General features: G+C 68.1%; 23 protein-coding genes and 1 tRNA gene. 2 read left to right on the forward strand and 22 right to left on the reverse strand.

The genetic code is table 11. From position 1 onward, the window contains the following. Window positions 1–46 precede the first annotated feature (46 nt). From C5B99_RS09175 to C5B99_RS09215, 9 genes are all read right to left on the reverse strand, one after another. A complete protein-coding gene (locus C5B99_RS09175) occupies window positions 47–1,303 on the reverse strand; it encodes a D-arabinono-1,4-lactone oxidase (RefSeq protein WP_104241433.1) in 1,257 nt (418 codons plus the stop codon). Between the two features lie 103 nt (window positions 1,304–1,406). Next, window positions 1,407–1,479: transfer RNA gene (locus tag C5B99_RS09180), tRNA-Asn, on the reverse strand. A 98-nt stretch (window positions 1,480–1,577) separates the two neighbouring features. Further along, complete coding sequence (locus C5B99_RS09185) at window positions 1,578–2,585, reverse strand: NAD(P)-dependent oxidoreductase (protein ID WP_181064975.1); 1,008 nt, start codon at window positions 2,583–2,585, stop codon at window positions 1,578–1,580. Between the two features lie 6 nt (window positions 2,586–2,591). After that, the gene (locus C5B99_RS09190; RefSeq protein WP_104241434.1) at window positions 2,592–3,599 is read right to left on the reverse strand and encodes an ATP-binding cassette domain-containing protein; all 1,008 of its coding nucleotides are present in this window, start codon (window positions 3,597–3,599) and stop codon (window positions 2,592–2,594) included. 80 nt (window positions 3,600–3,679) lie between these two features. Beyond that, window positions 3,680–5,662 carry a DNA primase gene (gene dnaG, locus C5B99_RS09195; RefSeq protein ID WP_104241435.1) on the reverse strand — a complete coding sequence of 661 codons (1,983 nt, stop codon included), beginning with the start codon at window positions 5,660–5,662 and terminating at the stop codon, window positions 3,680–3,682. Continuing rightward, the gene (locus tag C5B99_RS09200) at window positions 5,653–6,951 is read right to left on the reverse strand and encodes a deoxyguanosinetriphosphate triphosphohydrolase (protein WP_258063131.1); all 1,299 of its coding nucleotides are present in this window, start codon (window positions 6,949–6,951) and stop codon (window positions 5,653–5,655) included. Before C5B99_RS09200 ends, dnaG begins: the two co-directional genes overlap by 10 nt. A gap of 2 nt (window positions 6,952–6,953) precedes the next feature. Beyond that, a complete protein-coding gene (dusB, locus tag C5B99_RS09205; RefSeq protein WP_104241436.1) occupies window positions 6,954–8,108 on the reverse strand; it encodes a tRNA dihydrouridine synthase DusB in 1,155 nt (384 codons plus the stop codon). A gap of 77 nt (window positions 8,109–8,185) precedes the next feature. After that, on the reverse strand, window positions 8,186–8,776 hold the full coding sequence (locus C5B99_RS09210) for a DUF4352 domain-containing protein (RefSeq protein ID WP_181064976.1): 591 nt from the start codon (window positions 8,774–8,776) through the stop codon (window positions 8,186–8,188). 28 nt (window positions 8,777–8,804) lie between these two features. Then, window positions 8,805–10,184 (reverse strand): glycine--tRNA ligase, encoded by a 1,380-nt coding sequence (locus C5B99_RS09215; protein WP_104241438.1) that lies wholly within the window; start codon window positions 10,182–10,184, stop codon window positions 8,805–8,807. 244 nt (window positions 10,185–10,428) lie between these two features. Here C5B99_RS09215 and C5B99_RS09220 point away from each other — a divergent pair, with 244 nt between their 5' ends. Continuing rightward, entirely contained in the window at window positions 10,429–12,843 is a 2,415-nt protein-coding gene (locus tag C5B99_RS09220) for a hypothetical protein (RefSeq protein ID WP_146081973.1), read from the forward strand. 27 nt (window positions 12,844–12,870) lie between these two features. On the opposite strand, the gene C5B99_RS09225 is transcribed toward C5B99_RS09220, so the two are convergent. Both C5B99_RS09225 and recO read right to left on the reverse strand, forming a co-directional pair. Next, window positions 12,871–13,692, reverse strand: coding sequence for an isoprenyl transferase (locus tag C5B99_RS09225; RefSeq protein WP_104241440.1), 822 nt, complete (start codon window positions 13,690–13,692; stop codon window positions 12,871–12,873). Further along, window positions 13,689–14,528 (reverse strand): DNA repair protein RecO, encoded by an 840-nt coding sequence (recO, locus tag C5B99_RS09230; RefSeq protein WP_104241441.1) that lies wholly within the window; start codon window positions 14,526–14,528, stop codon window positions 13,689–13,691. Before recO ends, C5B99_RS09225 begins: the two co-directional genes overlap by 4 nt. Window positions 14,529–14,612: 84 nt before the next feature. On the opposite strand from recO, the gene C5B99_RS09235 reads away from it, so the two are divergent. Further along, on the forward strand, window positions 14,613–15,404 hold the full coding sequence (locus C5B99_RS09235) for a trimeric intracellular cation channel family protein (RefSeq protein ID WP_104241442.1): 792 nt from the start codon (window positions 14,613–14,615) through the stop codon (window positions 15,402–15,404). 41 nt (window positions 15,405–15,445) lie between these two features. On the opposite strand, the gene leuA is transcribed toward C5B99_RS09235, so the two are convergent. From leuA to hrcA, 11 genes are all read right to left on the reverse strand, one after another. After that, entirely contained in the window at window positions 15,446–17,218 is a 1,773-nt protein-coding gene (gene leuA / locus C5B99_RS09240; protein WP_104241443.1) for a 2-isopropylmalate synthase, read from the reverse strand. A gap of 156 nt (window positions 17,219–17,374) precedes the next feature. Continuing rightward, window positions 17,375–18,031, reverse strand: coding sequence for a response regulator transcription factor (locus C5B99_RS09245; protein ID WP_104241444.1), 657 nt, complete (start codon window positions 18,029–18,031; stop codon window positions 17,375–17,377). Continuing rightward, window positions 18,028–19,413 (reverse strand): sensor histidine kinase, encoded by a 1,386-nt coding sequence (locus C5B99_RS09250; protein ID WP_104241445.1) that lies wholly within the window; start codon window positions 19,411–19,413, stop codon window positions 18,028–18,030. Before C5B99_RS09250 ends, C5B99_RS09245 begins: the two co-directional genes overlap by 4 nt. Further along, window positions 19,379–20,269 carry a GTPase Era gene (gene era / locus C5B99_RS09255; protein WP_104241446.1) on the reverse strand — a complete coding sequence of 297 codons (891 nt, stop codon included), beginning with the start codon at window positions 20,267–20,269 and terminating at the stop codon, window positions 19,379–19,381. Before era ends, C5B99_RS09250 begins: the two co-directional genes overlap by 35 nt. Then, complete coding sequence (locus C5B99_RS09260) at window positions 20,266–21,540, reverse strand: hemolysin family protein (RefSeq protein ID WP_104241447.1); 1,275 nt, start codon at window positions 21,538–21,540, stop codon at window positions 20,266–20,268. The genes era and C5B99_RS09260 overlap by 4 nt, the downstream gene beginning before the upstream one ends. Continuing rightward, entirely contained in the window at window positions 21,537–22,004 is a 468-nt protein-coding gene (ybeY, locus tag C5B99_RS09265) for an rRNA maturation RNase YbeY (protein ID WP_104241448.1), read from the reverse strand. Before ybeY ends, C5B99_RS09260 begins: the two co-directional genes overlap by 4 nt. Further along, window positions 22,001–22,954: a PhoH family protein gene (locus tag C5B99_RS09270; protein ID WP_104242093.1), complete on the reverse strand. Its 954-nt coding sequence runs from the start codon at window positions 22,952–22,954 to the stop codon at window positions 22,001–22,003. Before C5B99_RS09270 ends, ybeY begins: the two co-directional genes overlap by 4 nt. 88 nt (window positions 22,955–23,042) lie before the next feature. Beyond that, window positions 23,043–23,393 (reverse strand): histidine triad nucleotide-binding protein, encoded by a 351-nt coding sequence (locus tag C5B99_RS09275; RefSeq protein ID WP_104241449.1) that lies wholly within the window; start codon window positions 23,391–23,393, stop codon window positions 23,043–23,045. Between the two features lie 9 nt (window positions 23,394–23,402). Continuing rightward, a complete protein-coding gene (locus tag C5B99_RS09280) occupies window positions 23,403–24,173 on the reverse strand; it encodes a 16S rRNA (uracil(1498)-N(3))-methyltransferase (RefSeq protein WP_104241450.1) in 771 nt (256 codons plus the stop codon). A 1-nt stretch (window position 24,174) separates the two neighbouring features. Next, complete coding sequence (dnaJ, locus tag C5B99_RS09285; RefSeq protein ID WP_104241451.1) at window positions 24,175–25,260, reverse strand: molecular chaperone DnaJ; 1,086 nt, start codon at window positions 25,258–25,260, stop codon at window positions 24,175–24,177. Between the two features lie 88 nt (window positions 25,261–25,348). Beyond that, window positions 25,349–26,380, reverse strand: a complete 1,032-nt coding sequence (hrcA, locus tag C5B99_RS09290) for a heat-inducible transcriptional repressor HrcA (RefSeq protein ID WP_104241452.1) — start codon at window positions 26,378–26,380, stop codon at window positions 25,349–25,351. Window positions 26,381–26,394 lie beyond the last annotated feature (14 nt).

The raw sequence follows: 26,394 nt of genomic DNA on the forward strand, positions 1-26,394 counted from the left end.
CGCGCATTCCGGCACACTCTCGCGACAGTGCACGTTGCGATTCCCCTCAGATATCCAGAAGGCGCTCGCTGAACGGGGACACGAATTTCCGATCTGCATCCGCCTCGGAGACAAGGCGACGGAATGAGGGCAGGCGCGCATACAGTTCGTTGAATTCGTCGCGGCCGAGCGAGGTGAGCTTGCCCCAGTGGGGCCTCGCCTCGAACGGGCTGAGGCTGCGCTCGATGACGGACAGGAGCTCCAGGACGGGCGCCGCGAGCTTCTTCCACGTGAACGCCACGCAGAGCACGTCCTCACCCTGAGTCGGGCTGAGCCAGAGCTCATCCCCCGCCATCGTCCTGAGCTCGCAGACGTGCAGCAGCGGTTGCAGGCTAGCGGAATGCGCCCGGACCGCCTCGAGCGCGGCCGTCGCATGCCGGAGCGGCACGAAGTGCTCACTCTGCAGCTCTGAGCCGACGCTCGGTGTTGAGGCGATCGGAAAGTGGGGAAGCCGATCCCACCAGGGTCCCACCGAGCCGTCCCGAGCGGTCACGCTTTCGGAGTCTGCCCCGCCCGGGAGGCGGGGCGATCCGAACAGATCATCCTCGACGTCGATGTCGTCCTCGTATTCCGGAATTCGGGACTTCACGAGCACCTCGCTGACGGCACCGTCGAAGGTCGTGAATGCGCTGACCGAATAGCCAGCCCGATGGACCTGATCAAGGTTCTCGAGATAGGTGCGCCAAGGCATTGGCCCGTAAGCGTCCTGTCGCATGCTGTAGCGCGGCTGGATATCCAAGGTGACCCGCGTGACTACCCCGAGCAGGCCGAGGTGGAGAACTGCGCCGAGGAATCCTTCGGAGCCCCGCTCGATGGTCCGGAGCGAACCGTCTGGACCGAGGATCTCGAGAGCACGCACCGCGGTGCTGAGGGAGCCGAGGGCAGTCCCGGATCCGTGCGTCCCGGTGGCGACAGCTCCGCCGACGGAGATATGCGGCAGGGAACCGGCGTTGTGGAGCGCAGAGCCTGCCTCATCGAGCCGCGGCGCTACTCGTCCGTACGGGACTGCTGCGCTCATGACCGCCGTCCCCGCGAGCCCGTCGATGACAAGATCCGTGGGCACTTGCCGCAGGCTCACCAGCACACCACTGGTGTCCGCGACGTCGCTGAAGGAGTGTCTCGTACCGAGGGCATGCACACGGCTGGCGCTCGCGATGACGCCCGCGGCCTCGCCGAACGACGTCGGCTCCACGATCTCCCGAGCAGAGAAGCGCAGCGAGCGCGCCCAGTTCATCCGGTCCTGACTCGACCCGCCTCTGCTCATTCGCTGCACGCCCTCGTGTCGGGATGGTCTGACCCCACTAGAGGATCACGAGATGCCCGGAAACGAAAGAACCCCAGCGCATGAAGCGCTGGGGTTCTGCTTGCTCCCTGAGATGGACTCGAACCATCAACCTGCCGGTTAACAGCCGGCTGCTCTGCCAATTGAGCTATCAGGGATTGGCAACTCGAAGAGACTAGCAACACCTTCGCCCGAATGCGAAATCGAGCCGCTGGCGTGTCGCGCGCACCCCGAATCCGCCGTCTTCAAGCCCTCCTCAGTAGCCCCGAACCGGATCCGCGATGCCCACGAACCGGCCAGTGGACACGAACGCCTCCACGTTGCGGCGCACACGCTCCTGGAGCAGCGGCTGCACCATCTCGGGCGTATCCGCCGCGTGCGGCGTGATGATGAGACGCGGCGTGGTCCACAGCGGGTGCCCGTCCGGCAGCGGCTCGGGCGAGGTGACGTCGAGACCGGCCCCAGCGATCCAGGACTCCTCGAGCGCCACCTGGAGCGCGTCTGGGTCGACCAGAGGCCCCCTGGCGATGTTCACGAGCACCGCGGTCTCCTTCATGGCACGCAGGCGCTGCTCGTTGATGAGGCCGCGCGTCTCATCGGTCGCAGCCGCGGCCACAATGACGACGTCAGCGTCAGGCAGCACCTCATCGAGCCTGTCTGCGGTCACGGTGCGAGTGGAACCCTCAACCGGCAGGTCGCGAGCCCGGACGATCGTCGTCGTCACGCGGAATGGCTCGAGCAGGTCGAGGAGCTCGAGCGCGATGCCGCCAGCACCGATGATGACAACGTGCCTGCCGTACAGCGAGGTGCCCGTCTTCTTCTCCCACGTGCGCGCCGCAAGGCGCCGAGGGAACTCGCGCAGCAGGCCGAGCGTCAGCGCAAGCGCATGCTCCGCGACGGGCTCGGCGTACGCACCCTTCGCCGAGGTGAAGAGCACCCCACGCTCGGCGTGCGGCTTCAGCTTGGCCGCGAAGTTGTCGATGCCGGCGAAGGGCAGCTGCACCCAGGTGACCTGCGGGTTCGCCTCGAGAGCGTCGATCAGCCCCTGCACCTTGGATGCGGACAGGTAGACGATCCCTCGCGTCTCCGGGCCGAGGTCCACGAGTCGTCCGCCGTTCGCGACGACCGCGTCAGCGAACGGGGCAGCATCGCCCTCGGGGAGCAGCGTCACTGCCCCGGATTCGGGGCGAGCATCCCCCTCGAGCAGGGTCGCCTCCTCAGCCAACCTCGCCGTGTGCTGAACCTGCGTGCTGCTCGCGCTCATCCGCTGTTACTCCTTCTCGGTGCCGTCTTCGTCAGTCTGAAAGCGGGCGAACTCCGCGCGCTGGGACACAAGCTGCTCGCGGGCGGTGCGCTGGGCATCCGCGCTCTGCTGCTCCACGTCGGGGTCGCCGAACAGGCCATCCGCAACGAGATCCATCGCGGCGAGCGTCTCGCGTTCGACGAGCCCTGGCAGGGGCGTCAGGGCGTACTCGCGCGCCTCCCGCATGCGCTTCAGGTAGGCGTGATGCGGGTCGGCGAGGACCTGGTCGATGGTGCCGCGCGCAAGCACGAAGCCGCGGTCGAGCACCAGCACGTTCTTCGTCAGACGCTCGATCGCGCGGAGATCATGGCTGAGCAGGATCATCGTGCAGTTACGGGCCACGTTGATGCGCTCGAGCAAGCTGAAGAGCGCCGGCCTCGCGATGATGTCGACGCCCTGCGCAGGCTCGTCGACGACAAGCACGCTCGGCTCCACGATGAGGGCCTGGGCGAACGCAACGCGCTGACGCTGGCCTCGCGACAGCTCGAACGGGAACTTGCCCAGCATGCCGAGCTCGAGGTCGACCGCGTCGATGAGCATGGCCGCAGCTCGCCCGAGACGCTTCCGGTCGAACGAGCGATCGCGCGAGAGGATGGGCTCCGCGATGTTCTCGGCCACCGTCAGGTCGTTGCGCAGCTGGTCGCCGGAGTCCTGCGCGAGGTAGCCGATGTCCAGATCGATGCGCCGGCGGTCGAGCCGCGACGGGTGGCGCAGGTCCATGCCGACGACCTCGAGCGTGCCGCCCGTGATGAACGGCCACTCCCCCTTGCCGGGGCGGCGACGGCCGGACAGGATGCGCCCCAGGGCCGACTTGCCGGACCCGGCCGTGCCCACGACGCCCAGGATCTCACCGGGCTCGAGCTCGAACGAGATGCCGCTGACGGCTTCATGCTTTCGATTCGACCCGTGCTCGATGTAGGAGATCGACAGGTCGTCGGCGACGACGGCCCGTTGATGATCTGCGCTCGTTGCCATGCCTGGTCTCCCCTTTTGTTCTCCGAACCCGCCGGAACACCCGTCGCTCGGCCTTCGAGCAACGAGCCCACCGTGCGAGCCTAGCCTTCGCGCAGCTCGCGCTTCTGATTCTCGATCGACATGAGCTGCTCGTTCAGCGACCGGAAGCGCTCCGGCTCCGCACGCCCATCCGTTCGCTGCAGCGCCCCCAGCAGCTCCGCCTTCCTCCGCAGGAGGTCGCGCTCTACCAGCGATGCGCTCAGCGACCGGACATACAGGTCGATCTGCTCGTCCTTGCTCCCCGCGGGAATCGACGCCATGGCAAGCTCGGTCACGAGCGTCGTGAACGCCTGCGGCACTTCCTCCCCGATCCGCGTGATCCACTCCATCGAGCCCAGGGAGTCTCGGGTCGCGACGATGCCATCGCGCACCGTCGAGAGCGACGCGTTCGTGAAGCCCGCCGCCATGACCTGCTGGAAGCGCTCGTCGGAGAGCCGCCTCGGATGCTGCAGCACCGCCATCAGCGTGTCGCGCTCGAGGCGAGTGACGGGATCGTTCGGCAGGTCGCTCATGCGCACCGCGCGCACTGCGCCGCCGCCGAAGTCGCTCGTGTCGGGCGGGAAGTCGTACCCCTCGCCGTCGGGGAACGGCGGCTCCTCCTCGAAGTGACCGGAGGACGGACCGCGTTGCCCGCCCGGTCGAGAGCGCTGGTCGGGCACACGAGCCGGAGCCCGAGTCGCCGCCTGCCCGCGCGGCGCGTTCTTGCTGGCGCCCCTCGCCGCGCGCACGGCCTGCTCCACCTGCACGAGGTCGATCCCGAGCATTCCCGCAAGGCGCCTCGAGTAGCCGGGCCTCATCGCAGGGTCGCGGATGCCGGCGACCACCGGAGCCGCCTGCCGGAGGGCAGCGACCCTCCCCTCGACGGTGTCGAGATCGTGCCCGAGCAGCTGCTGCGAGATGACGAACTCGTACATCGGCATGGGATGGTCGATGAGCTCGCGCACGGCAGCATTACCCCGCGCGAGACGGAGATCGCAGGGGTCGAGCCCGTCGCGCGCCACGGCGACGAAGGTCTGTGCCACGAAGCGCTGCTCCTCCGCGAACGCCCGCATCGCGGCCTTCTTGCCGGCCTCGTCTGGGTCGAAGGTGAAGATCACCTGTCCGCCGGCGGATTCATCGTCCATGATCCTGCGCAGCACTTTGATGTGGTCGACGCCGAACGAGGTTCCGCACGTGGCGACCGCCGTCTGGACACCCGCGAGATGAGCGGCCATGACGTCGGTGTACCCCTCGACCACGACAACCCGGCGCTGCTTGGCGATCTCGCGCTTCGCGACGTCGAGCCCGTAGAGGACCTGCGCCTTGTGGTAGATCGGGGACTCGGGGGTGTTGAGGTACTTGGGCCCCTTGTCGTCGTCATAGAGCCTTCGCGCCCCGAACCCCACGGTCTGACCAGAGGTGTCGCGGATGGGCCACATGACCCGGCCGCGGAAGCGGTCGTAGCTCGAGCCGCGTTCGTTGGTCGAGAGCAGCCCCGACTCCTTCAGCTCCGGCGTCGTGAAGCCGAGGCCCGCGAGGTGCTTCGACAGGGAGTCCCACCCCTGCGGCGCGTACCCGACACCGAACATGGCCGCGGCACTCGGATCGAACCCCCGCCCGCCCAGGAACTCACGAGCCGCTTCCGCCCCGGGCGCCTGCAGCTGCTCGCGGTAGTAGGTCTCGGCGGCCGTGTGCGCCTGCAGCAGCCTGAGACGCTTCGAGTGGTCGGGTGCATGGCCGCCGTCCTCGTACGTGAGGGCGTACCCGAGGCGCCCCGCGAGGCGCTCGACGGCCTCGGAGAACGTGACGTGGTCCATCTTCTGCAGGAAGGTGAAGACGTCACCGGACTCCCCGCACCCGAAGCAGTGGTAGTAGCCGAGCTGCGGCCGCACGTGGAAGCTCGGCGTGCGCTCGTCGTGGAACGGGCAGAGCCCCTTCTTCGACCCGATCCCCGCGTTCTTGAGGGTGACATGGTCGCCGACGATCTCGGAGATGTCCGTGCGAGAGCGAACCTCCTCGATATCGCTCTTGCGGATCAGTGCCATGAAGCCACCCTAGACGGCACCTCCGACGCCGCAGCGAGCCGGTCGTGCCAGACGAGAGCGCCCTTGTCGGTGAGGTTCGCGACCTGGTCGACGACGACCCGCTTGCGTTCGGTGTCGTCACCGGCCGCCCGGAAATCGGCGGCGAACGCCGCGTCGAGGTGCTGGTCGCCGGTCTGCCAGAACATGTCCGACAGCTCGACCAGGATCTTCCGCTGGTGCTCGTAGATGGGCCGACGCGCATCCAGCGACATGACGAAGCCCGCGACGATGCCCTTGAGCAGCGCGATCTCGGCGCGGATCTCGCGTGGCACGACCAGCGAGGCGCGGTACCGGATGAGCGACTCCCCCGGCTGCGCGGCCCACGTGGCTGCCGTCGCGGCCTTCGCGAAGCGGCCGATGAGCTGCGACGTCAGGTTCTTGAGCCCCGCCTGCGCGACCCTCGACCCGTCGTACTCGCGCATCCAGTAGGGCTGCGCCTGCAGGCGAGTGAACGCCTCGTCGAGTTCCTCCTCGGAGAACTTCGACCCCGACCAGTCGGCGGCCGCGTACAGGATCGCCGGGCGGTTGGCGAGGTCGTCGAGTTCGGGGAGCGAGACGAACGACTCAACGATGGCGTCTTCGAGGTCGTGCACCGAGTAGGCGATGTCGTCGCTCAGGTCCATGACCTGTGCCTCGATGCTGGTTCGCCCCTCAGGCGCGCCCTGCCGCACCCAGTCGAAGACCGGGCGGTCGTCGGCGTACACGCCGAACTTTCCCGTGTCGCGCTCCGCCCCCGCCTCCCGAGTCCAGGGGTACTTGCAGCTCGCATCGAGGCTCGCCCGAGTGAGGTTGAGTCCGTAGTGCTGACCGTCGGGGCCGAACACCTTCGGCTCGAGGCGGGCGACGATGCGGAGGGTCTGGGCGTTGCCCTCGAACCCGCCGATGTCCTGCGCCCACTCGTTGAGCGCCTTCTCGCCGTTGTGCCCGAACGGCGGATGCCCGAGGTCGTGGGCCAGGCACGCCGTGTCCACGATGTCGGGATCGAGTTCGAGCGTGCCGGCGATCTCGCGTCCCACCTGCGCGACCTCGAGGGAGTGCGTCAGCCGGTTGCGTGCAGCGTCGATACCGGCCGTCGGCGAGAGCACCTGCGTCTTGGCCGCCAGCCTGCGCAGCGCGCTCGAGTGGACGAGCCGCGCCCGGTCCCTGGCGAACGTCGAACGTCGACGGTTCTCGTGGTGCTCGGGGAGGAAGCGCTCTCGATCGTGGTCGCCGTAAGGACTCCGGTCGATCGGCTCAGGGGGAAGCGTCACCCTCAGCCTCCCGAGTGGGACAGCTCGGCGGCGGAGATATTCGCCTTCTGGTCCTCGTTGAGCTCGCGAGACTCGAGCCAGCGGTCCGGCAGCGACGGCCGCTTGGGCGTTCCCGCTCGCCCGCGAGGGCCCTCGGCGTCCTGTCCAGGGTAGGCCTGGTCGCGATCGAGCTGAGCCAGAAGGCCGTCGAGCTCCTCGAGCGTCGACATGAGCGCGAGACCGGAGCGCACATCGGAGCCCACCGGGTAGCCCTTCAGGTACCACGACATGTGCTTGCGCATCTCACGGCAGGCGCGGGCCTCTTCCTGGTGGAACTCCGCGAGGAGCTCGGTGTGTCGACGGATCGCGTCGCCCACCGCCCCGAGCGTCGGCTGGATGCGCGTCGAGTCGCCGCGGAAGGCAGCAGTGAGGTCGCCGAAGAGCCAGGGGCGCCCGAGGCAGCCGCGCCCGACCACGACGCCGTCGCATCCGGTCTGCTCCATCATCCGCAACGCGTCCTCGCCCGCCCAGATATCGCCGTTGCCCAGCACCGGGATGCTCGTGACGGTCTCCTTGAGCTTGCCGATGGCATCCCAGTCAGCCTGCCCCGAGTAGAACTGCGAGGCCGTGCGCCCGTGGAGTGCGACGGCTGCGACGCCAGCACCCTCCGCGATACGGCCGGCTTCCAGGTAGGTCAGGTGATCGTCGTCGATGCCCTTGCGCATCTTGATGGTGAGCGGGATGTCACCGGAGGCCTCCGCGGCCCCCTCGACGATGGCCCGGAAGAGGGAGGTCTTCCACGGCAGCGCGGCCCCGCCTCCACGCTTCGTGACTTTGGGAACCGGGCATCCGAAGTTGAGATCGATGTGGTCCGCTCGGTCCTCGGCCACGAGCATCGTGACGGCCTCGCGGACGGTCTTGGGGTCGACCCCGTAGAGCTGGATGCTCCTGACCTCTTCCGACTCGTGGTGCTCGATGAGGCGCATGGTCACCGGCGTCCGCTCGACGAGCGCGCGCGAGGTGATCATCTCCGAGACGTAGAGGCCCGCGCCGTACTCGCGGCAGAGGCGCCGGAAGGCGGAATTCGTGATGCCCGCCATGGGCGCGAGCACAACTGGGACGTCGAGAACCAGGGGGCCGATGCGCAGCGGCTTCGAGTCGAGTGCAGTCAAGGTCATAACCGATCAATTCTCGCAGGTCGAGGCGACTTTCGCACGCCAGCCCCGACACGTTCGAACAGGAGCCCCTCGTCGCCTCAGAAGACGATCCTCAGCTCGGGAGCAGGCTCGAACTTCAGCTCCATCGGACCCGCCGCCGAGGTCGAGACATCGAAGACCAGATGGACGCGGGTGGAGGCGGATGGGAGGAGCTGCTTCTCCTCCGCGGGACCGGCAGGCAGGTCGGTGCCGTAGGCGGTGGTCTCGTGGTCTGCGATCGACGTCTGCCCCGCAGCGTCTTCGAGCTCGAAGACGTCCGGCGCGAGGGAGATCGACTCGCCGCTCCCATTGCGGAGATCGACGTCGACGACGCAGAACTGGCCGGCGGCGCTCGCGCTGCCGCCCCGCCAATCGTGCCGCGGCAGGCCGCACTGGATCTCGGTTGCCGACAGCTGCACACCACCGACGCTCACCGTGCCGCGTGGGAGCAGCTCCGAGGCCTCGCCCCGCCACTCGGCGAACGCCGACGGTGCATCCAGCGTGGCGGCTCCCCGGTCGGTAGCCCGGGCCGAGATGAACACGTAGCTGAGCACGGCGAGCAGGACAAGCCCAGCCGCGATGGTCAGGAGCGCAGGCCGCAGCGAGCGACCCGCCCGCGTTCTCGCGGACGGGCGCTCGCTGGTTCCCACGACGTCCTGGTTCACTCGGGAGGCGCGATCAGGCTCCGAGCAGACGAACAGCGAGGTACGCCTCGAGCTGGTCCAGGGCGACTCGCTCCTGGGCCATCGAGTCGCGTTCGCGGACGGTCACGGCGTTGTCCTCGAGCGTGTCGAAGTCGACCGTCACGCAGAACGGCGTGCCGATCTCATCCTGGCGCCGGTACCGGCGGCCGATCTGGCCCGCGTCGTCGACGTCGATGTTCCAGTGCTTGCGGAGCTTGTCGCCCAGCTCGCGCGCGACGGGGCTGAGGCGTTCGTCACGGCTCAGCGGCAGCACCGCGACCTTGATGGGCGCGAGGCGAGGGTCGAGCCGCAGAACGGTGCGGATGTCGACGCCGCCCTTGGCGTTCGGCGCCTCCTCCTCGACGTAGGAGTCGACGAGGAACGCCATCATGGATCGCGTCAGGCCGAAGCTCGGCTCGATCACGAATGGCGTGTAGCGCTCTCCCGAGGCCTGATCGAAGTAGTTGAGGCCGGTGCCGGACGCGGTCGAGTGCGACGTGAGGTCGTAGTCCGTGCGGTTCGCCACCCCCATGAGCTCACCCCAGCCGGTTCCCTTGAAGCCGAACTGGTACTCGAAGTCGATCGTTCCGGCCGAGTAGTGCGCGCGCTCCTCCTTGGGAACGTCGAAGCGCCGCATGTTGTCGGGGTTCAGCCCGAGGTCCGTGAACCAGTTCCAGCAGGCCTCGACCCAGTCCTCGAACCACTTCTGCGCCTCATCCGGGTGCACGAAGAACTCGATCTCCATCTGCTCGAACTCACGCGTGCGGAAGATGAAGTTCCCTGGCGTGATCTCGTTGCGGAACGCCTTTCCGACCTGTCCGATGCCGAAGGGAGGCTTCTTCCTCGACGTGGTGAGCACGTTGTTGAAGTTCACGAAGATGCCCTGGGCGGTCTCGGGACGCATGTAGTGCAGTCCCGCCTCGTTGTCGACGGGACCGAGGTAGGTCTTCACGAGGCCGGAGAACAGCTGGGGTTCGGTCCACTGCCCCTTGGTCCCGCAGTCAGGGCAGACGATGTCGGACATGCCTTCCGGCGCGCGGTTCTTCTTCGCCTCGAACGCCTCGATGAGGTGGTCCTGGCGGTGGCGCTTGTGGCAGCTCGTGCACTCGACCAGCGGGTCGGTGAAGGTCGCGACGTGGCCGGATGCCTCCCAGACCGCCTTGGGCAGGATGATCGAGGAGTCGAGTCCCACCATGTCCGCGCGGCCGCGGACGAACGTCTGCCACCACTGCTTCTTGATGTTCTCCTTGAGTTCGACGCCAAGGGGGCCGTAGTCCCAAGAGGCGCGAGTGCCTCCGTAGATCTCGCCCGCTTGGAAGACGAAGCCCCGCCGCTTCGCGAGAGCGATGACCTTGTCGAGCGTGGTTTGCGCCATTGAGAGAAACTCCTGCTGAGGTGTCGAAGGCGAACCCAGGGTCGTGTCCGCCGCAAGTCGTCAGTCTAGTCAAGCGCCAGGCTCGTCAGCGGCTCCATGCCGGAAGGCCGTCCACGAGGCGTTCTCCACAGATCCGCTTCTGCCGCGCTGCGCCCGCACGGTGGTCTGCAACGATGTCGCGAATCATCTGAACATTCGTATGGCGTTGTCCCCCAGGACGTCGCGCATCCGAAGGGCACCCTCTGTGACTCCCACATCATCGCCGACCAGCGCTGTCGACAAGAATCCGATCACCACGAGTGCTCTACACGCCGGAGCCTGCGCCGTCGCCGCGCTCTTCAGCGGAGCCGGTCTGAGCTCCGCGTTGGCCCTCCTTCTCAGCGACCTCGCGCCGGGGAGTCAGCCGAGCGCCTCGAACGCGGCGTCGGGATTCGAGCTGCTCTGGCAATTCGTCCTCCTGCTCACGGCGCTCCCCTTCTCAGGCCAGCTCAGACTGGGCGTTGAGTCAGTCGGCGGCTTCTCCCTGACCGGCGGCAGCGGCCTGACGCTCGGACTGTGGCCCCTCGCGTCGCTGGCGTTCGTCCTGGCAGTGAGCCTCGCGACTGCCTATGGCCTCGAGCGGCGCGGGGCGGATCGAGGCAGGCGCGGCAGGCTCGGAGCGGCCGCAGTCTCAAGCGGCACGTTCGCGGTCCTCCTCCTCTGCGTCGCAGCACCCGGCCTGCGTCTCGACACGCCGGGCGCGGCTGCCACCGTCACCGCGCTGAGCCCGGCACTCGCGCCTGTGGCGTTCACGTCGATCTTCCTGAGCGGATGGCTCGGTCGTTCTCTTGCCGCACGAGGCCGTCCTGGTCGAGCACCTCAGACGCCGCTGCCCGGCTCGCGGTCACGAGAGCTGCGGCTCCTCGGGGCGGAGCTCGGCATCTACACCGCGACGCTCGCAGTGGCCGGCTCGCTCCTCGGCATCATCGCGATGATCCTCGGCGTCGCACAGTCGGAGAGCCCGTTGACGTCGGTGCCGGTGCTCCTGGCCGCGGCACCGCACCTCGCCCTCACCACCCTGATCCTCGGGCACCTGGGTGCCATCGCCGTGAGCATCCCCTTCGGGCCGAGCACAGTCGCGTCGGTCTTCTCGCCTGAGCTCCCCTATGCGTGGCTCGCCCTCCTTCCGGTTGTCGCCGCGACGGTCGCGAGTGCCGTGCTCATCGGGGTCGGTCGGCCCGAGACACGCTTCCCGCAATGGTCGAGCCTCTGGCGCCTGCCTGCCGCAGCCCTGCTGGTCTGGACGATCCTCACGTCCATGCTCCTGCCGGTGGTGCTCACCGGATCGGCATCGGCACTCGGCTTCTCGCTCGGCGACCTCACGATCAGCGTCAGGCCCTCGTTCTGGACCCCCGCGCTCTTCGCGATCTGGGCGCTGGCAGTCGAGCTTCTCGCCTGGGCGCTGCCGCCTCGACTCAGGATCATCGCGCCGCGGCTCCATTCCCGTGCGGTCAGCCTGCTCGCGCGTCTCGACCGTGGGCGCGCGCCTGCTGCCGACGGATCGGAGACACGTCCGCCACTGATCGCCCAGCCCGCCGCATCCACCCCACCTGCGTGGACTGCTCGGCAGCTCGGGGCACCCGCGCGCCGGAGGCTGCGTCGCGCTGGCGCCGCCCTCGCCATCGCGGCGATCATCATCGCGGCAACCGCCACTGCGGTCACCGCAGTCAACGGCCACCGCGGCGCGATCGCGGAAGCCCGCCGCTACGTGCAGGCCATCGCCGACGGCAACGCGAGCCTGGCCGGCGAACTCGTCGACCCCAACATAGAGAGCGCTCAGCGACAGTATGTGAGCGACGAGATGCTCGCCGCCGCGACCGAGCGGATCACCGTCCTCGACATCGTCGAGCTCGAAGCCGCCACGACACCCGCCGCGGATGGCTGGCTGACTCCGTCGACGCCCGCAGCGGTGGGTTCAGGCCGCGAGACCAAGAACGTGCAGGTCACCTACAGGCTCGGCGGGACGACGGAGACGGCCGTGCTCGTCGCTGAACGCGTTGACAATGAGTTCCTGGTGCTCGAGCACTGGCGGATCCTCACACCCTTGGTCTTCGCCTCGGCCGTCGGCACGAGTCATGCCATGGACCTCACGATCGGCGCCGTCACGGTGACCCCCGACCCCGTCGACTCTCGAACCTGGGAAGGCAGTCAGCCGGTGAGCTGGGTGCAGTTCGACGCTTACCCGGCGATCTACCCCGTCACGGGAACGATCTCCGAGTTCTACTCCACCTCGAACCAGCCGGTGCGTGTCGGCACCATCGCCGACGACCACGTCGCAAACCGCAACGTCGTCTACACGCCGACCGAGGCGTTGCAGTCCGCGGTGGAATCCGCGGTCACCGCCAAGATCGACGAGTGTGCCTCCTCGACGGCCGCGGCTCCCGTCGGATGCCCGTTCAGCACCTACGCCTCCGGCGCGAATCGAAGCGTGAACTGGAGCATCGCCACCTATCCGACCGTGACCGTCAGCGATACCTCCGACTCCTTCGAGATCGAGGGAGGTCTCGCCACGTACATCTCGGCAGGCGAGAGTGGGCGAACCACGAAAGGATCGGACACGATCTGGGAGCAGGGCACCTTCGCCATCGACGGGGAGAAGGTCACCGTCGAATTCCGCTGATCTCGCGGCGCGCCCGCCCCCGCCGTCTCAGCTGGCGTCGGTCGGGGCGGGGGCGTCGACGCGAGTCGGCGCATCCACGGCGCCACCGAACCTGCGCTCCCGGCCCGCGTAGCGCTCGATCGCCTCCCAGAGGTCGGTGCGAGAGAAATCCGGCCAGAGCGTGTTGAGGAAGCACATCTCCGCATAGGCAGCCTGCCAGAGCAGGAAGTTGCTCGTCCGCTGCTCACCGCTCGATCGCACGAAGAGGTCGACATCCGGCATCTCCGGGTCGTAGAGGTACTTGGCGATGGTCTGCTCCGTGACGCGCTCTGGTCGCAGCCTCCCCTCGCGAACCTCTTCGGCGATGCGCTTCACGGCGTCGGCGATCTCGAGGCGCCCTCCGTAGTTCACGCACATCGTGAGCGTCATCCGAGTGTTGTCCTTCGTCAGGCGCTCGGCAAGCTGCAGGTCCTTGATGACCGACTTCCACAGGCGCGGCTCCCGCCCAGCCCAGCGGATGCGCACCCCCCACTCGTTCAGCTGGTCGCGCTGCCGATGGAGGACATCGCGGTTGAAGCCCATGAGGAAGCGCACCTCCTCGGGTGAGCGCTTCCAGTTCTCCGTGGAGAACGCGTAGGCGCTGAGGTGCTTCACCCCGACCTGGAGGGCGCCCGCGACGACGTCGAGGAGGGCAGCTTCCCCGGCTCGGTGGCCCTCGATCCGCGGCAGACCGCGCTGGTTGGCCCAGCGGCCGTTGCCGTCCATGACAACCGCCACGTGCGAGGGGACCTCGGACGCCTCGAACGCCGGCGGATAGACACCCGTCCAGTCGACCGGCTTGAACGTCTGCGCCTGCCTGCTCCGGCTCATGCCGTCTCCTCCGTGCCGGGCTCCGCGCCCGGGTCGTTGTCTCCGTTGATTGCCCCGCCGCCCGCGCTGCTCAGAGCGACCGCGGTCGCCGGCTCCAGGCGTCCGAGCAGGCGGTCGTGTTCGAGGACCTGCATCGATCTGAGCTTCTTGTCGAGATAGTGCTGCGAGTAGGCCGAGACGATTCCACTGGCACGTGCCCTGGCCGAGACCTCGATGCCGTCGAGCATCGCCCAATCGCCGGACAGCAGCGCGCGCACCGCCTGCACCGTCGCCTCGTCCACTCGCACGATCCCCGCTGGAGTGCATCGTTGGCACACGACTCCCCCGAGCTGCACGCTGAATCGCTCGTGCGGCCCCGGGGCTCCGCACCTCGCGCAGTCATCGAGCGCGGGGGCCCAGCCGGCGAGCGAGAGCGAGCGGAGCAGGTACGAGTCGAGGATGTCCTGGGACGCCCTCGCGCCGAGGGTGAGCGCCCGCAGGGCCCCGATGACCAGCGTGTACTGCTGGGGCGACGGCTCAGCCTCCGCCACTCGCTCGGCGGCCTCCACGATGACGGAAGCGGCCGAATACCTGGAGTAGTCCTCGACCAGGTCCCGCCCGTACGCGGCGAGCGTCACAGCCTGCGTGACGGTGTCCAGGTTGCGACCCGCGTAGCACTGCACGTCCACGACCATGAACGGCTCGAGCCGAGCGCCGAACTTCGACGACGTCCGACGAACCCCGCGGGCCACAGCCCGCACCTTTCCGCGTTCCTTGCCGAGCAGTGTGACGATGCGGTCGGCTTCGCCGAGGCGCTGGGTTCGAAGGACAACCGCCTCGTCACGATAGGTGGGCATCACCCCAGTATGGCCCTCCGAGCAGCGAGAGCCGGGAACCACGCGTGACTCGGCTCAGCACGGCGCTGTGGGAGCATTGAGACCATGGATTCGCCCGCCACGACGCTCCCCCTCTGGCTGGACCTCACGGCCATCGCCATCGGCGCGATCACCGCGGCCATGGTCGCGGAGCAGTTCCGCGACAAGAAGCTCGACTGGCTCGGCGTCGTCATCATCGGCATCACCGTGGGTCTCGGCGGCGGCATCATCCGCGATCTCCTCCTCGGCATCCGTCCGGTGAGCATGGAGACGGAGTGGTTCCTCTTCACAGCTGGGGCGGCGGCACTCGGCGGGATGCTCCTGCAGCGACTGCTCAGACGCATGGACGGCCTGGTCTCGGTCCTCGACGCGGCGGCGCTCGGCTTCTTCTGCGCGGTCGGCACGCTCAAGGCCATGAACTTCGACCTCCCGATCCTGCCGACGCTGCTCGTGGGAACCGTGACCGCGGCCGGCGGAGGCGTGGTCCGCGACATGCTGCTCGGGATGCCGGTCGGCATCCTCTTCGTCGGCTCCCTCTACGCCGTGGCCGCGACGGCAGGCAGCGCAGCGTTCGTGCTGGCAGACGCGTTCGGCGTCTCCCAGATCATCGGCATCGTGATCTGCGTCGCGGTGACCTTCGCCGTGCGCATGGCCAGCGTCTGGTTCGGGCTCAGTCTGCCCGAGCAGATCGCGCTGAAGATGCCACGAATCCGGAGGTCGCCTCGGACGGGCAGGCCCGAGCGGGAGCTGCCCTTCACCGACCAGGAGATTCTCGAGGCGTCGGGCCTGCACGCCCCCGACACCCGACCGATCGACATCATCGAACAGAAGCGGGCGAGCAACCCGAGCTCGGAGTGACCTCCGGCCGGGTGCCCGCCCGTTGAACGTGCCGGTCGCGCCTACGCGACCGTCGTCAGCTGAGCATCGAGCTCGGCTTCGGTCTCGCCGCGCAGCGCCCTGTTGACGCCGGACACGATGGCCTTGAGCGACGCCGTCGAGATGTCGCTGTCGATACCGACTCCCCAGAGGCGCACGCCCGCGACGTCCAGCTCGATGTAGGCCGCGGCGCGCGCGTCGCCACCCACGGACAGCGAGTGCTCGACGTAGTCGAGCAGCTCGACCTGCAGGCCCTGCTGCCCGAGCAGCTTCATGAAGGCGTCGAGCGGCCCGTTGCCCTGCGAGGCGTGCTCGGCCACTCCCGACCCGTCGCGCAGCGCGACGCTCAGGTCGACGGCTCCGTCGAGCGCTGAGCTCGTCGCCGTGCGGAACAGCTCGAAACGACCCCACTTGTGCTGCTCGCTCTCCGCGGGCAGGTACTCGTCGTTGAAGATTCGCCAGATGGCGTCGGTCGAGACCTCGCCGCCCTCTGAGTCGGTCTTGTTCTGCACGACCCCGGAGAACTCGATCTGCAGACGTCGCGGCAGGTCGAGGTTGTGGTGCTCCTTGAGCAGGTAGGCGACTCCGCCCTTGCCGGACTGGGAGTTCACGCGGATGACGGCTTCGTAGCTCCGGCCGAGGTCGCGAGGGTCGACGGGCAGGTACGGGACCTCCCACGTGAGCTCGTCGACGGACACGCCGAGCGCGTCGGCCTTCGCGGCCATGGCCTCGAAGCCCTTCTTGATCGCGTCCTGGTGCGAGCCCGAGAAGGCCGTGTAGACCAGGTCGCCACCCCAGGGGGCGCGCTCTCCGACGGGCAGCTGCGTGCAGTACTCGACCGTGCGGCGGATGCCGTCGATGTCGGAGAAGTCGATCTGCGGGTCGATGCCCTGGGTGAACATGTTCACGCCGAGGGTGACCAGGTCGACGTTGCCCGTGCGCTCGCCGTTCCCGAAGAGGCAGCCCTCGATGCGGTCGGCGCCGGCGAGGTAGCCGAGTTCGGCGGCGGCCACACCCGTGCCGCGGTCGTTGTGGGGATGCAGGGAGAGCACGACGCTCTCTCGCCGCGTCAGGTTGCGATGCATCCATTCGATCGAGTCCGCGTAGATGTTCGGTGTGGACATCTCGACGGTCGCCGGCAGGTTGATGATGACGGGACGCTCGGGGCTCGCGTCGAAGCCCTCGATGACCTGGTTGCAGATGTCGACCGCGAAGTCGAGCTCCGTGCCCGTGTAGCTCTCTGGCGAGTACTCGTAGTAGATCTTCGTGTCGGGAACGATCGCCTCGGCTTCACGGCACAGACGGACACCCTCGAGGGCGATGTCGATGATGCCCTGGCGGTCCTTGCGGAACACGACCTCGCGCTGCAGGACGCTCGTCGAGTTGTACAGGTGCACGATCGCCTGCTTCGCGCCCTTCAGCGACTCGAAGGTGCGGGTGATCAGGTGGCCACGCGCCTGCGTGAGCACCTGGATCGTCACGTCGTCAGGGATGACGTTCTCTTCGATCAGCGAGCGGACGAAGTCGAAGTCGGTCTGGCTGGCCGAGGGGAACCCGACCTCGATCTCCTTGTACCCCATGCGGACCAGGAGGTCGAAGAGCGCGCGCTTGCGCTCCGGGGACATCGGGTCGATGAGCGCCTGGTTCCCGTCGCGCAGGTCGACGGCACACCAGCGCGGTGCGCGCTCGATGCGCTTGGAGGGCCAGGTGCGGTCGGGCAGATCGACGGCGATCTGCTCGTGGTGCGGGACGTAGCGGTGCGCTGGCATCGATGACGGCTGCTGCATGTTCTTCATTTTTAGCTCCGGATCACATCTTCTTGTCGTGCTAAGCCGACAGCAGACTCCGCGGCGAGGGGGCTTAGAGCGAAGCCTCGCCGCGGCAACGAAGAAGGAGGGTGCCGAACAGCATTGGCCCAGCGTAGCACCGAGGCGCGGAGTTCACCCGCGCGGTCAGTTGAGGCCGTGCTCGTAGGCGAAGACGACCAGCTGCACCCGGTCGCGGAGCCCGAGCTTCGCGAGCACCCGCGAGATGTGCGTCTTCACAGTGGCCTCGCTCAGGAACTCCTGTCGGGCGATCTCCCCGTTCGAGAGGCCGCGAGAGGCGAGCGCGAACATCTCTCGCTCGCGCTCGGTGAGCGTCGTGAACTGCTGCGGCACGGCGCGCGAAGCCGGAACGGCGGCCGAATAGCGCCTGATCAGGTCGGCGGTGGCCTGAGCGGCGAAGACCTCGGCACCTGTCGCCACGGTCCGGACCGCCGCGAGCAGGAACTCCGGATCGGCGTCCTTCAGCAGGAACCCGCTGGCGCCCGCCCCGACTGCCTTCGCGACCGCCTCGTCGAGGTCGAAGGTCGTGAGCACCAGGATGCGTGTTGACGACCCGCTCGCGACGATCTGCTTCGTCGACTCGAGGCCGTCCTGCCCCGGCATGCGCACATCCATGAGCATCACATCGGGCTTGAGCGCCTTCGCCAGCGAGACCGCCGCGACTCCGTCGCTCGCCTCGCCGATGAAGCGCATGTCCTCCTGGCTGTCGATGAGCATCCGGATTCCGCTGCGGAAGAGAGGCTGATCGTCGACGAGCGCGACGGTGATCTGGGAACTGGTCAAAATGTGTGCCTCTCGGTTGTGGAGCGAGTGCCGTCGCTGTCGAGCTCGGCCCCGGCGGCCCCCTGCGGCGAGGCTATGGGCAGCCAGGCGTGCACGCGAAACTGCGCACCAAGCCGTTCAGCCTGCACGTTACCGCCTGCGATGCCGACGCGCTCCGCCATGCCGACGAGTCCGTGCCCGCCCTCGCCTCTCGGGTGCGGGGGCTCCGCGACGGAGTTGAGGATCGTCGCCTCGAAGACCTGCCCCCAGCTCAGTCGCACGACGACGGGCCTCGCGGCATCGCCGTGCTTGAGCACGTTGGTCAACGACTCCTGCACCAAGCGGAACACAGCGCCCTGCGCCTGCGTCGTGAGGGTCCGAGGCTCGCCTCTCGTCTCCAGCTGCAGGTCGAGGCCGGCCGCGCGCATCCTGGAATACAGTGCGGGCAGTTCGTCGAGGCCAGGTTCCGGACCGGCCTCCTGGCTGTGCCGAAGCTGCCCGAGAAGGCCACGGACGTCGACGAGCGCGCTTCTGGCCGTCGAGGAGATCGTCCCGAGCGCCGCCTCCGCCGAATCGGGGTTGCTCTTCATCGCGTACCGCGCGCCGTCGGCCTGGGCGACGACCACGGCCAGGGAGTGCGCGACCACGTCGTGCATGTCTCTCGCGATCTGCGTTCGCTCCTGTTCAGCGGCCAGCTGCTCCTGCGCTCGGATGCGCTCGAGCTCCACGATCGCCGCCCGGTTCTTGACCTCCTGGGCCCGCAGATGCGCGCGGCGGAGGAGCCCTGCCAACCAGGCCACGACTCCAGCCCCGACGAAGAGCAGCCAGATCAACGCCGCAGCGAACAGGAACGCGTCGCGGCTGCCCTCGACGTTCGTGGCGATGGACTCCCAGGTGAAGCTCGTCGGATTCCAGTGCGGGATGAGCGCCACGATGATCGTCGGTGCCACGACGCCGTAGACGGCGGAGCTGATGACAAGGGCACGGCTGCCGTAGGCGACCGCGGCGTAGATGCTGAGGTAGATCGCGACATCCTGCGGATGCGGGCCGAACGCGAAGACCGACTTCAGCAGTGCCGCGAGCACGACGATCAGGAAGCTCGGCCATGGCGCGTAGCGCCGGATGATCATCGCGACCGTGAAGAGCACCCAGGAAGGCAGGAGCAGCCAGGTCAGCGTCGTGCCGTCCCCGGCGTCGTAGTCGAGGGGCAGGCCGAACGTGAGCGCGAAGAGGAGCCCGAGGATGATGTCGGTCACCCACTGCAGCCACGTCAGGCGGTAGGTGTGCGCCTTCCACAGCCCGCCGACTGCCGCGAAGAAGGACTCCCGCGGCTGTCCACCAGCCGCGAGAGCATCGACGGACCGCGGCTCAGAAGCCGAGGCGTCCGAGCTGCTTCGGGTCACGCTGCCACTCCTTCGCCACCTTCACGCGGATGGAGACGATGACACGCCCCTCGGTGATCTGCGAGATCTCACGCTGCGCCTGCTCTCGGATGCGCTTCAGCCGCTCGCCGCCGCGCCCGATGATGATGCCCTTCTGGCTGTCGCGCTCGACGACGATGTTGACGTACAGCTCGCGCGTGACGCCGTCGTCCCGCGTCACGATCTCCTCGACCGTGACCGCGATCGAGTGCGGGAGCTCGTCGTGCACACCCTCGAGCGCCGCCTCGCGAACGAGTTCCGCGGCACGCTGCTCGAACGACTCCTCGGTCTTCATGTCGCTCGGGTACAGGGGCTCGGACTCGGGGAGCAGCCCGAGGATGATTCCCGTGAGCGTGTCCAGCTGGATGTCCTCAGCTGCTGAGACGGGGATGATGTCATCCCATTCGCGGAGACCCTGGACGTCGACGAGGCGAGAGGCCAGGACGTCCCGGCTCACGGTCTCCGCCTTCGTCACGATGGCGATCTTGCGAGCCTTGGGGGCCTCATCCAGCTGCTCGTTGATGAAGCGATCGCCCGGGCCGACGGGCTCGTTGGCCGGCACGCAGAACCCGATGACATCCACTTCCGCGACCGTCGCGTGCACGACATCGTTGAGGCGCTCCCCCAGGAGCGTCCGCGGACGGTGCATGCCGGGGGTGTCGACGATGATGATCTGTCCGTCTTCGCGGTGGACGATGCCTCGCACGGCACGGCGAGTGGTCTGCGGCTTGTCGGAGATGATGGCGATCTTCTCGCCGACCAGCGCGTTCGTCAGAGTGGACTTGCCCACGTTCGGGCGACCGACGAAGGTCACGAATCCTGCTCGGTAGTTCGTCATGCTTCGATTCCTGACTCTTGAAGTGGTTCCAGGCGGCGCGCCAGGACAGTGAGAATGCGCTTGCGGGGTCCGACTCGCTCGGCGACGAGCTCGATGCCGTCGACCACCGCCCTGTCCCCTCGTTCGGGGATCTTGGACAGCGACTTCGCGAGCAGCCCGCCCACGGAGTCGACGTCGTCGAACTCGAGCTCGATGTCGAAGAGATCGCCGAGCTCCCCCGTCGCGAGGCGAGACGACACCCGGTATCGCCCATCGAGCAGCTTCCGCGGCTCGTCATTCGGTCGATCGTACTCGTCGCTGATCTCTCCCACGAGCTCCTCGATGAGATCCTCGAGGGTCACGAGGCCCGCTATGCCGCCGTACTCGTCGACAACCATGGCGAGGTGGGTCGCGGACGCCTGCATGCGGCGCAGCAGCAGGTCGGCGCGCAGCGACTCCGGGACGAAGTCGGCGGGCCGGGCGAGCTCGACCGCGGGGCTCGCCTCCGCCTCGTCCTGCAGCGAATGCCGCACCAGGTCCTTGAGGTAGAGGATCCCGAGGATGTCGTCGCTGTCCCGGCCGATGACCGGAGCACGGGAGATGCCGGTCTCGAGGAACTGCTCGAGCGCTTCCCGCACCCCGGCGTCGCCGTCGACCGTGACCATGTCCGTTCGAGCGACCATGACTTCCCGGACGAGCCGGTCGGAGAACTCGAAGACGGAGTGGATGAGCTCCCGGTCGCCGTGCTCGAGCACCTTGAGGTCTGCTGCCTCATCGACCATGTTGAGGAGCTCCTCCTCGCTCGAGACGGAGCCGAGGCGCTGCGGACGCCCAGGGGTCACGCGATCGCCGAGCACGACGAGCAGATCTGCGACCGGCCCGATCACGAGCCGGACTCCGCGCGCGATGGGGGCCGCGAAGGCCATCACCTGCTGGGGATGCGCCCGCGCGACGCTTCGCGGACTCGTGCCGGCGATGATGAACGAGACCAGGATCATGATGGCAACGGAGACGAGGAACGCCTGCCACCTGACGTCGAAGAGATCGGTCAGGATGAGCGTCACCAGGACGGCCGACATGCTCTCGAAGAGCACGCGTGCGAACGTCAGCGCGTTGCTGTGGGCACCGGGATCGGCGGCGATCGCCTCGATCGAGCGCTTCGCGCGGCTCCCCGCGGCGAGGTGCTCGAGCTCCGGCTTCGAGAGACGCGCGATGACCGCTTCCGTCGCGGCGAGCAACCCGCTCATCGCTACCATCAGCACGATGGCGGCGACGAGCAGAGCCGCGGTCATCTGGCGCGCTTCCTCTCCTGAAGGTGGAAGCCGACGAGGAGATCGCGCTGGAGCCCGAACATCTGCTTCTCCTCCTCGGGCTCGGCGTGGTCGAAGCCCAGCAGGTGCAGGACTCCGTGGGTCGTGAGCAGCAGGAGCTCGTCCATCATGCTGTGCCCGGCGGCCTTCGCCTGGTCGGTCGCGACCTGCGGGCAGAGCACGATGTCTCCGAGCAGTCCAGGAGGCGTCTGCCGATCGACGTTGCCTGGCCGAAGCTCGTCCATCGGGAAGCTGAGCACGTCGGTGGGGCCGGGTTCACCCATCCACTGCACGTGCAGCTCCTCCATGGGGCCGACCTCGACGAGCACGATCGCGAGCTCCGACTCGGCGTGCACGTGCAGCTGGTCGAGCGCGTACGCGGCGACGCGCTGCAGGGCGCCTTCGTCGACCTCGTAGCTGGCCTCGTTGTTGACCTCGATGCTCATCGGCTTGCGTTCCTGTCCTGGCGTCGGTGATCGTCCGCCTGCTTCTTCTGGTCGTACTCGGTGTAGGCGTCGACGATGCGGGCCACGAGGGTGTGCCTGACGACGTCGTCGCTCGTGAGGTGCGAGAAGTGCACCTCGTCGATGCCGCCGAGCACGTGGGTCACGAGCTTCAGTCCCGAGGCCCCCATGGGCAGGTCGAGCTGCGTGATGTCCCCCGTGACGACCATCTTCGATCCGAACCCGAGCCTCGTCAGGAACATCTTCATCTGCTCCGGCGTCGTGTTCTGCGCCTCGTCGAGCACCACGAAGGCGTCGTTGAGCGTGCGCCCGCGCATGTAGGCGAGCGGCGCGACCTCGATCGTCCCGCTCGCCATGAGCTTGACCACGACCTCCGGGTCGAGCATCTCGTTGAGCGCGTCGAAGAGCGGCCGCAGGTACGGGTCGATCTTGTCGTTGAGGGTCCCCGGCAGGTAGCCGAGGCGCTCGCCGGCTTCGACGGCCGGGCGAGTCAGGATGATCCGCGTGACCTCCTTGCGCTGCAGGGCCTGCACCGCCTTCGCCATCGCGAGGTAGGTCTTGCCCGTTCCGGCGGGCCCGATGCCGAAGACGATCGTGTTGTCGTCGATCGCATCCACGTACTGCTTCTGGCCGAGTGTCTTCGGGCGGATGACCTTGCCACGGGACTGCACGATGGACTGGCCGAGCACGTCCGTTGGGGTCTCCTCGCCACGGTCGATGAGCCGCTGGGAGCGCTCGACCTGAGCTGGCTCGAGGTCGACGCCGCTGCGCGCCATCGCAGTGATCTCGCGCAGGAGCGCCTCGGCTGCGACGACGTCGTCTCGCTCGCCGCTGAAGGTGATCTCGTTCCCGCGCGCGAGCACGCGCACGCGGGGGTGCTCGCGCTCGACGGACTTGAGCAGCCGGTCGCCGGGCCCGAGGAGCCGCACCATGGCGACGCCTTCGACCGTGGTGGTCTGCTCCACGAAATCAGTCCAGGTGCCGGGCTCCCCGGGACCTTGGGACGGTGAACTGTCTTGACTAGGCAAGGGATCCTTCCGAGAGTCCTCCGCCGAGGACGTGGGCGTGTACGTGGAAGACGGTCTGACCTGCTGCCGCCCCCGAGTTGAAGATGAGCCGGAATTCGCTGTCGGTGTGCTGATCGGCGAGCCCCTGGGCGACCGCGATGACCTCGGCGAGCAGTGCCGGGTCGCCTGCCGCGAGCTGGGCGACGTTCGCGTACTCCTGGGTCTTGGGCACCACAAGAAGGTGCACGGGCGCCTTCGGGCTGATGTCCTTGAAGGCGATGACCCGCTCGGACTCGAACACGATGTCGGCTGGGATCTCGCGGTTGATGATGCGCGTGAAGATGGACGGCTCTGAACTCGACATGAGACCAGCCTACGACTCGGCACTCGCGCGGGACCGAGAGTCCCACGTGCCGCTCAGCGCCAGGATCGCCGCGATCGCGGCGGGAGCCGCACTCGAGGTTCGAAGAACGCCAGCGCCGAGGTGCACGCGCCTGGCGCCGGCAGCCTCGAAGGCCTCGAATTCGCTCTCGTCGATGCCGCCCTCTGGCCCGACGACGAGCGTCAGCCCGGAAGCGCCTGCCGGGACCTGCTCGACGAGGGCCTGGCGCAGCGAGGTGTCGCCGAGCGGGTCGAGGACCAGCATCGGCGCGTGACCGGCGAGCGTTGCGACCTCACCCGTCGAGTGCAGCGGGGCCACATCCGGGACCCACGCGGCGAGGCTCTGCTTGCTGGCCTCCCTGGCGATGGATGCCCACCGCTCACGCCCCTTCTCGGCCTTCTGGTCCCAGCGGCTCACGCTGCGCTTCGCCTGCCATGGCACGAACGCCGCGGCTCCGAGCTCCGTCGCGACCTGCACGGCGAGGTCGTCTCGCCCGCCCTTCGCGAGTGCCTGGACAACCGTGACACGCGGAGCCGACTGCGCCACTCGCCGCGCGGCGAGGACCGTGACGAGTGCGCGGTCGCGCTCAGTCAGAGCGAGCTCGCCATCGACGACGAAGCCGCGCCCGTCGCCGAGCTGCACACGTTCGCCCACTCGCATCCGCGCGACCGCCATGTGCTTGGCTTCCGCGCCGCGCACCTCGACGACGCCGCCGACGCGCAGCGCCTCGTCGAGGTCCTCAACGAGGTAGAGCCACGCCACGTCAGCGACCGAAACGGTCGCGGAGCTTCGAGAACATCCCCTGCTTCTCCCGCGCGAGGCGAGGGGCCTCGTGGCGATGACGGGCAGCGAACTCCTCGATCAGCTTGCGCGACCTGCCGTCGAGCTTCGCCGGGGTCACGACCTGGACGGCGATGTCGAGGTCGCCGCGATGCGTCGAGCGAAGCCGCGTGATGCCCCGACCGCGAACGGTCAGCACCTCACCCGACTGCACGCCCGCGGGGATCTGCAGGTCGACGTCGCCGTCGAGCGCACCGACCGTGGTCGAGGTGCCCAGGATCGCGTCGGCCATCGACACCTCGACGACGCACTGGAGGTCATCGCCGTCTCGCGAGAAGACCTCGTGCGGGCGCACGCGGATCTCGAGGTAGAGGTCGCCGTTCGCTCCCCCTGCTGGTCCGGCTTCGCCCCGACCGGGAAGGTGGATGCGCAGCCCGGAGTCCACACCGGACGGGATGTCGACCGGGATGCTCACGTTCGATCGGACGCGCCCCTGGCCGTGGCACGTGTCGCACGGGTGCTCGATGACCGTGCCGTAGCCGCGGCACTGCGCGCACGGCTGGTTCGTGACGACCATGCCGAGGATGGAGCGCACCTGTCGCTGCACGGACCCGGCCCCACCGCATGCCGAGCACGTCGTCGGCGAGGTGCCTGGCGCGCAGCAGGTGCCCTGGCAGTTCTCGCAGGCGATCGCCGTCGTGACCTCGAGGTCCCGGTGCGTGCCGAACATGACCTCGTCGAGGTCGAGTTCGACGCGCACGAGCGCGTCCTGGCCGCGTTCCGCGCGCGAGCGGGGTCCGCGGGAGCCCTGCTGGCCGAAGAAGGTCTCGAAGATGTCGCCGAAGCCGCCGAAGGACTGCCCATCTGGGCCGCCCTGGTCGTACTGCCGGCGCCGCTCGGGGTCGATGAGCGTGTCGTAGGCGTGCGTGACGGACTTGAAGCGCTCCGCGGCATCTTCGGACGGGTTGACGTCCGGGTGCAGCTGGCGTGCCAGCTTGCGGTAGGCCTTCTTGATCTCGTCCTGGGACGCCTCACGGCTCACGCCGAGCACGTCGTAGTGGTCTGCCAAGAGTGGCGACTCCTTCTTTGCATCTGTGTGTGTCACGCCTGCGTTGTCAGGCGCCGGGTGCATCCGCCGAGTGATCTGGCGGTGTGGGTCAGTCGTCCGAGTGCTGCTCGTCGAGCACCCGTGACAGGTAACTCGCAACCACTCGAACGGCCTGGATATTCCTCGGGTAGTCCATTCTCGTCGGCCCGACGACGCCGAGACGCGCGTCGCTCCCGGAGCTGCGGTAGCCGCTCGTCAAGATAGCCGTCTCGCCGAGGCCCAGGTCGACGTTCTCCTGGCCGATGCTGACCGAGTAGGCCTCGGGGCTGGAGTGGAGCTCGTCGAGCAGCCGCAGGAGGACCACCTGCTCCTCGATGGCCTCGAGGACGGGCAGGATGCTCGAGGGGAAGTCACGTTCGGTCCGGGCGAGGTTCGCGGTGCCCGCCATGACGAGGCGCTCCTGGCGGTGCGCCAGGACGAGCTCGAGCAGGTTGGCGATGACGGGAGCGAAGAGCTCCGCGTCTCGCTCCCCCATGATGCCGCTGACATCCCTGAGCTCCGTGGAAGCGCGCGCGACCGTCTTCCCGACGAGGCGGCCGGCCAGCCGGTCCCGGAGCACATGCAGCTGCTCGACGCTCACCTCGGCACGCAGATGCCCGATGCGCTGCTCGACGCGGCCCGAGTCGGTGATGAGGACCGTGAGGACGCGCATGCTCGACAGCAGGACGAACTCGACGTGCTGGATGGCGGCGTTCGCGAGCGAGGGGTACTGCGCGATCGCGACGGAGTTGGTGAGCTGCGCCAGCAGTCGCACCGACCGTCCGAGCACCTCGTCGACGTCGTCGCTGCCCTCGATGAACGTCTCGATCGCCCGACGCTGCGCCCCGGAGAGCGGCCTGAACTCGGCGAGCCGGTCGACGAAGAGTCGGTAGCCCTTGTCGGTCGGGATGCGCCCGGAGGACGTGTGCGGGGCCACGATGAGCTCGGCGTCTTCGAGCTGTGCCATGTCGTTGCGGATGGTGGCCGCGGAGACGCCGAAATCGTGACGGTCTGCGATCGACTTGGAGCCCACCGGCTCACGACTCGTGACGTAGTCGGTGACGATGACGCGGAGCACCTGCATGCTTCTGTCTGAAACCACGATGCTCCTCCCTC

This window comes from Pseudoclavibacter sp. Z016 (assembly GCF_002931215.1).
Taxonomy (GTDB): domain Bacteria; phylum Actinomycetota; class Actinomycetes; order Actinomycetales; family Microbacteriaceae; genus Pseudoclavibacter.

What these genes read in the sequence shown, in the direction of transcription:
- C5B99_RS09190 (WP_104241434.1), bottom strand. Translation starts at nt 3,599, where the DNA reads ATGGCAACGAGCGCAGATCATCAACGGGCCGTCGTCGCCGACGACCTG.
- C5B99_RS09225 (WP_104241440.1), bottom strand. Translation starts at nt 13,692, where the DNA reads ATGAGCCGGAGCAGGCAGGCGCAGACGTTCAAGCCGGTCGACTGGACG.
- dusB (WP_104241436.1), bottom strand. Translation starts at nt 8,108, where the DNA reads ATGACCTTGACTGCACTCGACTCGAAGCCGCTGCGCATCGGCCCCCTG.
- C5B99_RS09275 (WP_104241449.1), bottom strand. Translation starts at nt 23,393, where the DNA reads ATGTCGAGTTCAGAGCCGTCCATCTTCACGCGCATCATCAACCGCGAG.
- C5B99_RS09270 (WP_104242093.1), bottom strand. Translation starts at nt 22,954, where the DNA reads ATGGTGCGGCTCCTCGGGCCCGGCGACCGGCTGCTCAAGTCCGTCGAG.
- C5B99_RS09175 (WP_104241433.1), bottom strand. Translation starts at nt 1,303, where the DNA reads ATGAGCAGAGGCGGGTCGAGTCAGGACCGGATGAACTGGGCGCGCTCG.
- recO (WP_104241441.1), bottom strand. Translation starts at nt 14,528, where the DNA reads ATGCCCACCTATCGTGACGAGGCGGTTGTCCTTCGAACCCAGCGCCTC.
- era (WP_104241446.1), bottom strand. Translation starts at nt 20,269, where the DNA reads ATGACGAACTACCGAGCAGGATTCGTGACCTTCGTCGGTCGCCCGAAC.
- leuA (WP_104241443.1), bottom strand. Translation starts at nt 17,218, where the DNA reads ATGAAGAACATGCAGCAGCCGTCATCGATGCCAGCGCACCGCTACGTC.
- C5B99_RS09185 (WP_181064975.1), bottom strand. Translation starts at nt 2,585, where the DNA reads ATGAGCGCGAGCAGCACGCAGGTTCAGCACACGGCGAGGTTGGCTGAG.
- C5B99_RS09260 (WP_104241447.1), bottom strand. Translation starts at nt 21,540, where the DNA reads ATGACCGCGGCTCTGCTCGTCGCCGCCATCGTGCTGATGGTAGCGATG.
- C5B99_RS09215 (WP_104241438.1), bottom strand. Translation starts at nt 10,184, where the DNA reads ATGGCGCAAACCACGCTCGACAAGGTCATCGCTCTCGCGAAGCGGCGG.
- dnaG (WP_104241435.1), bottom strand. Translation starts at nt 5,662, where the DNA reads ATGGCACTGATCCGCAAGAGCGATATCGAGGAGGTTCGCTCTCGCACG.
- C5B99_RS09235 (WP_104241442.1), top strand. Translation starts at nt 14,613, where the DNA reads ATGGATTCGCCCGCCACGACGCTCCCCCTCTGGCTGGACCTCACGGCC.
- ybeY (WP_104241448.1), bottom strand. Translation starts at nt 22,004, where the DNA reads ATGAGCATCGAGGTCAACAACGAGGCCAGCTACGAGGTCGACGAAGGC.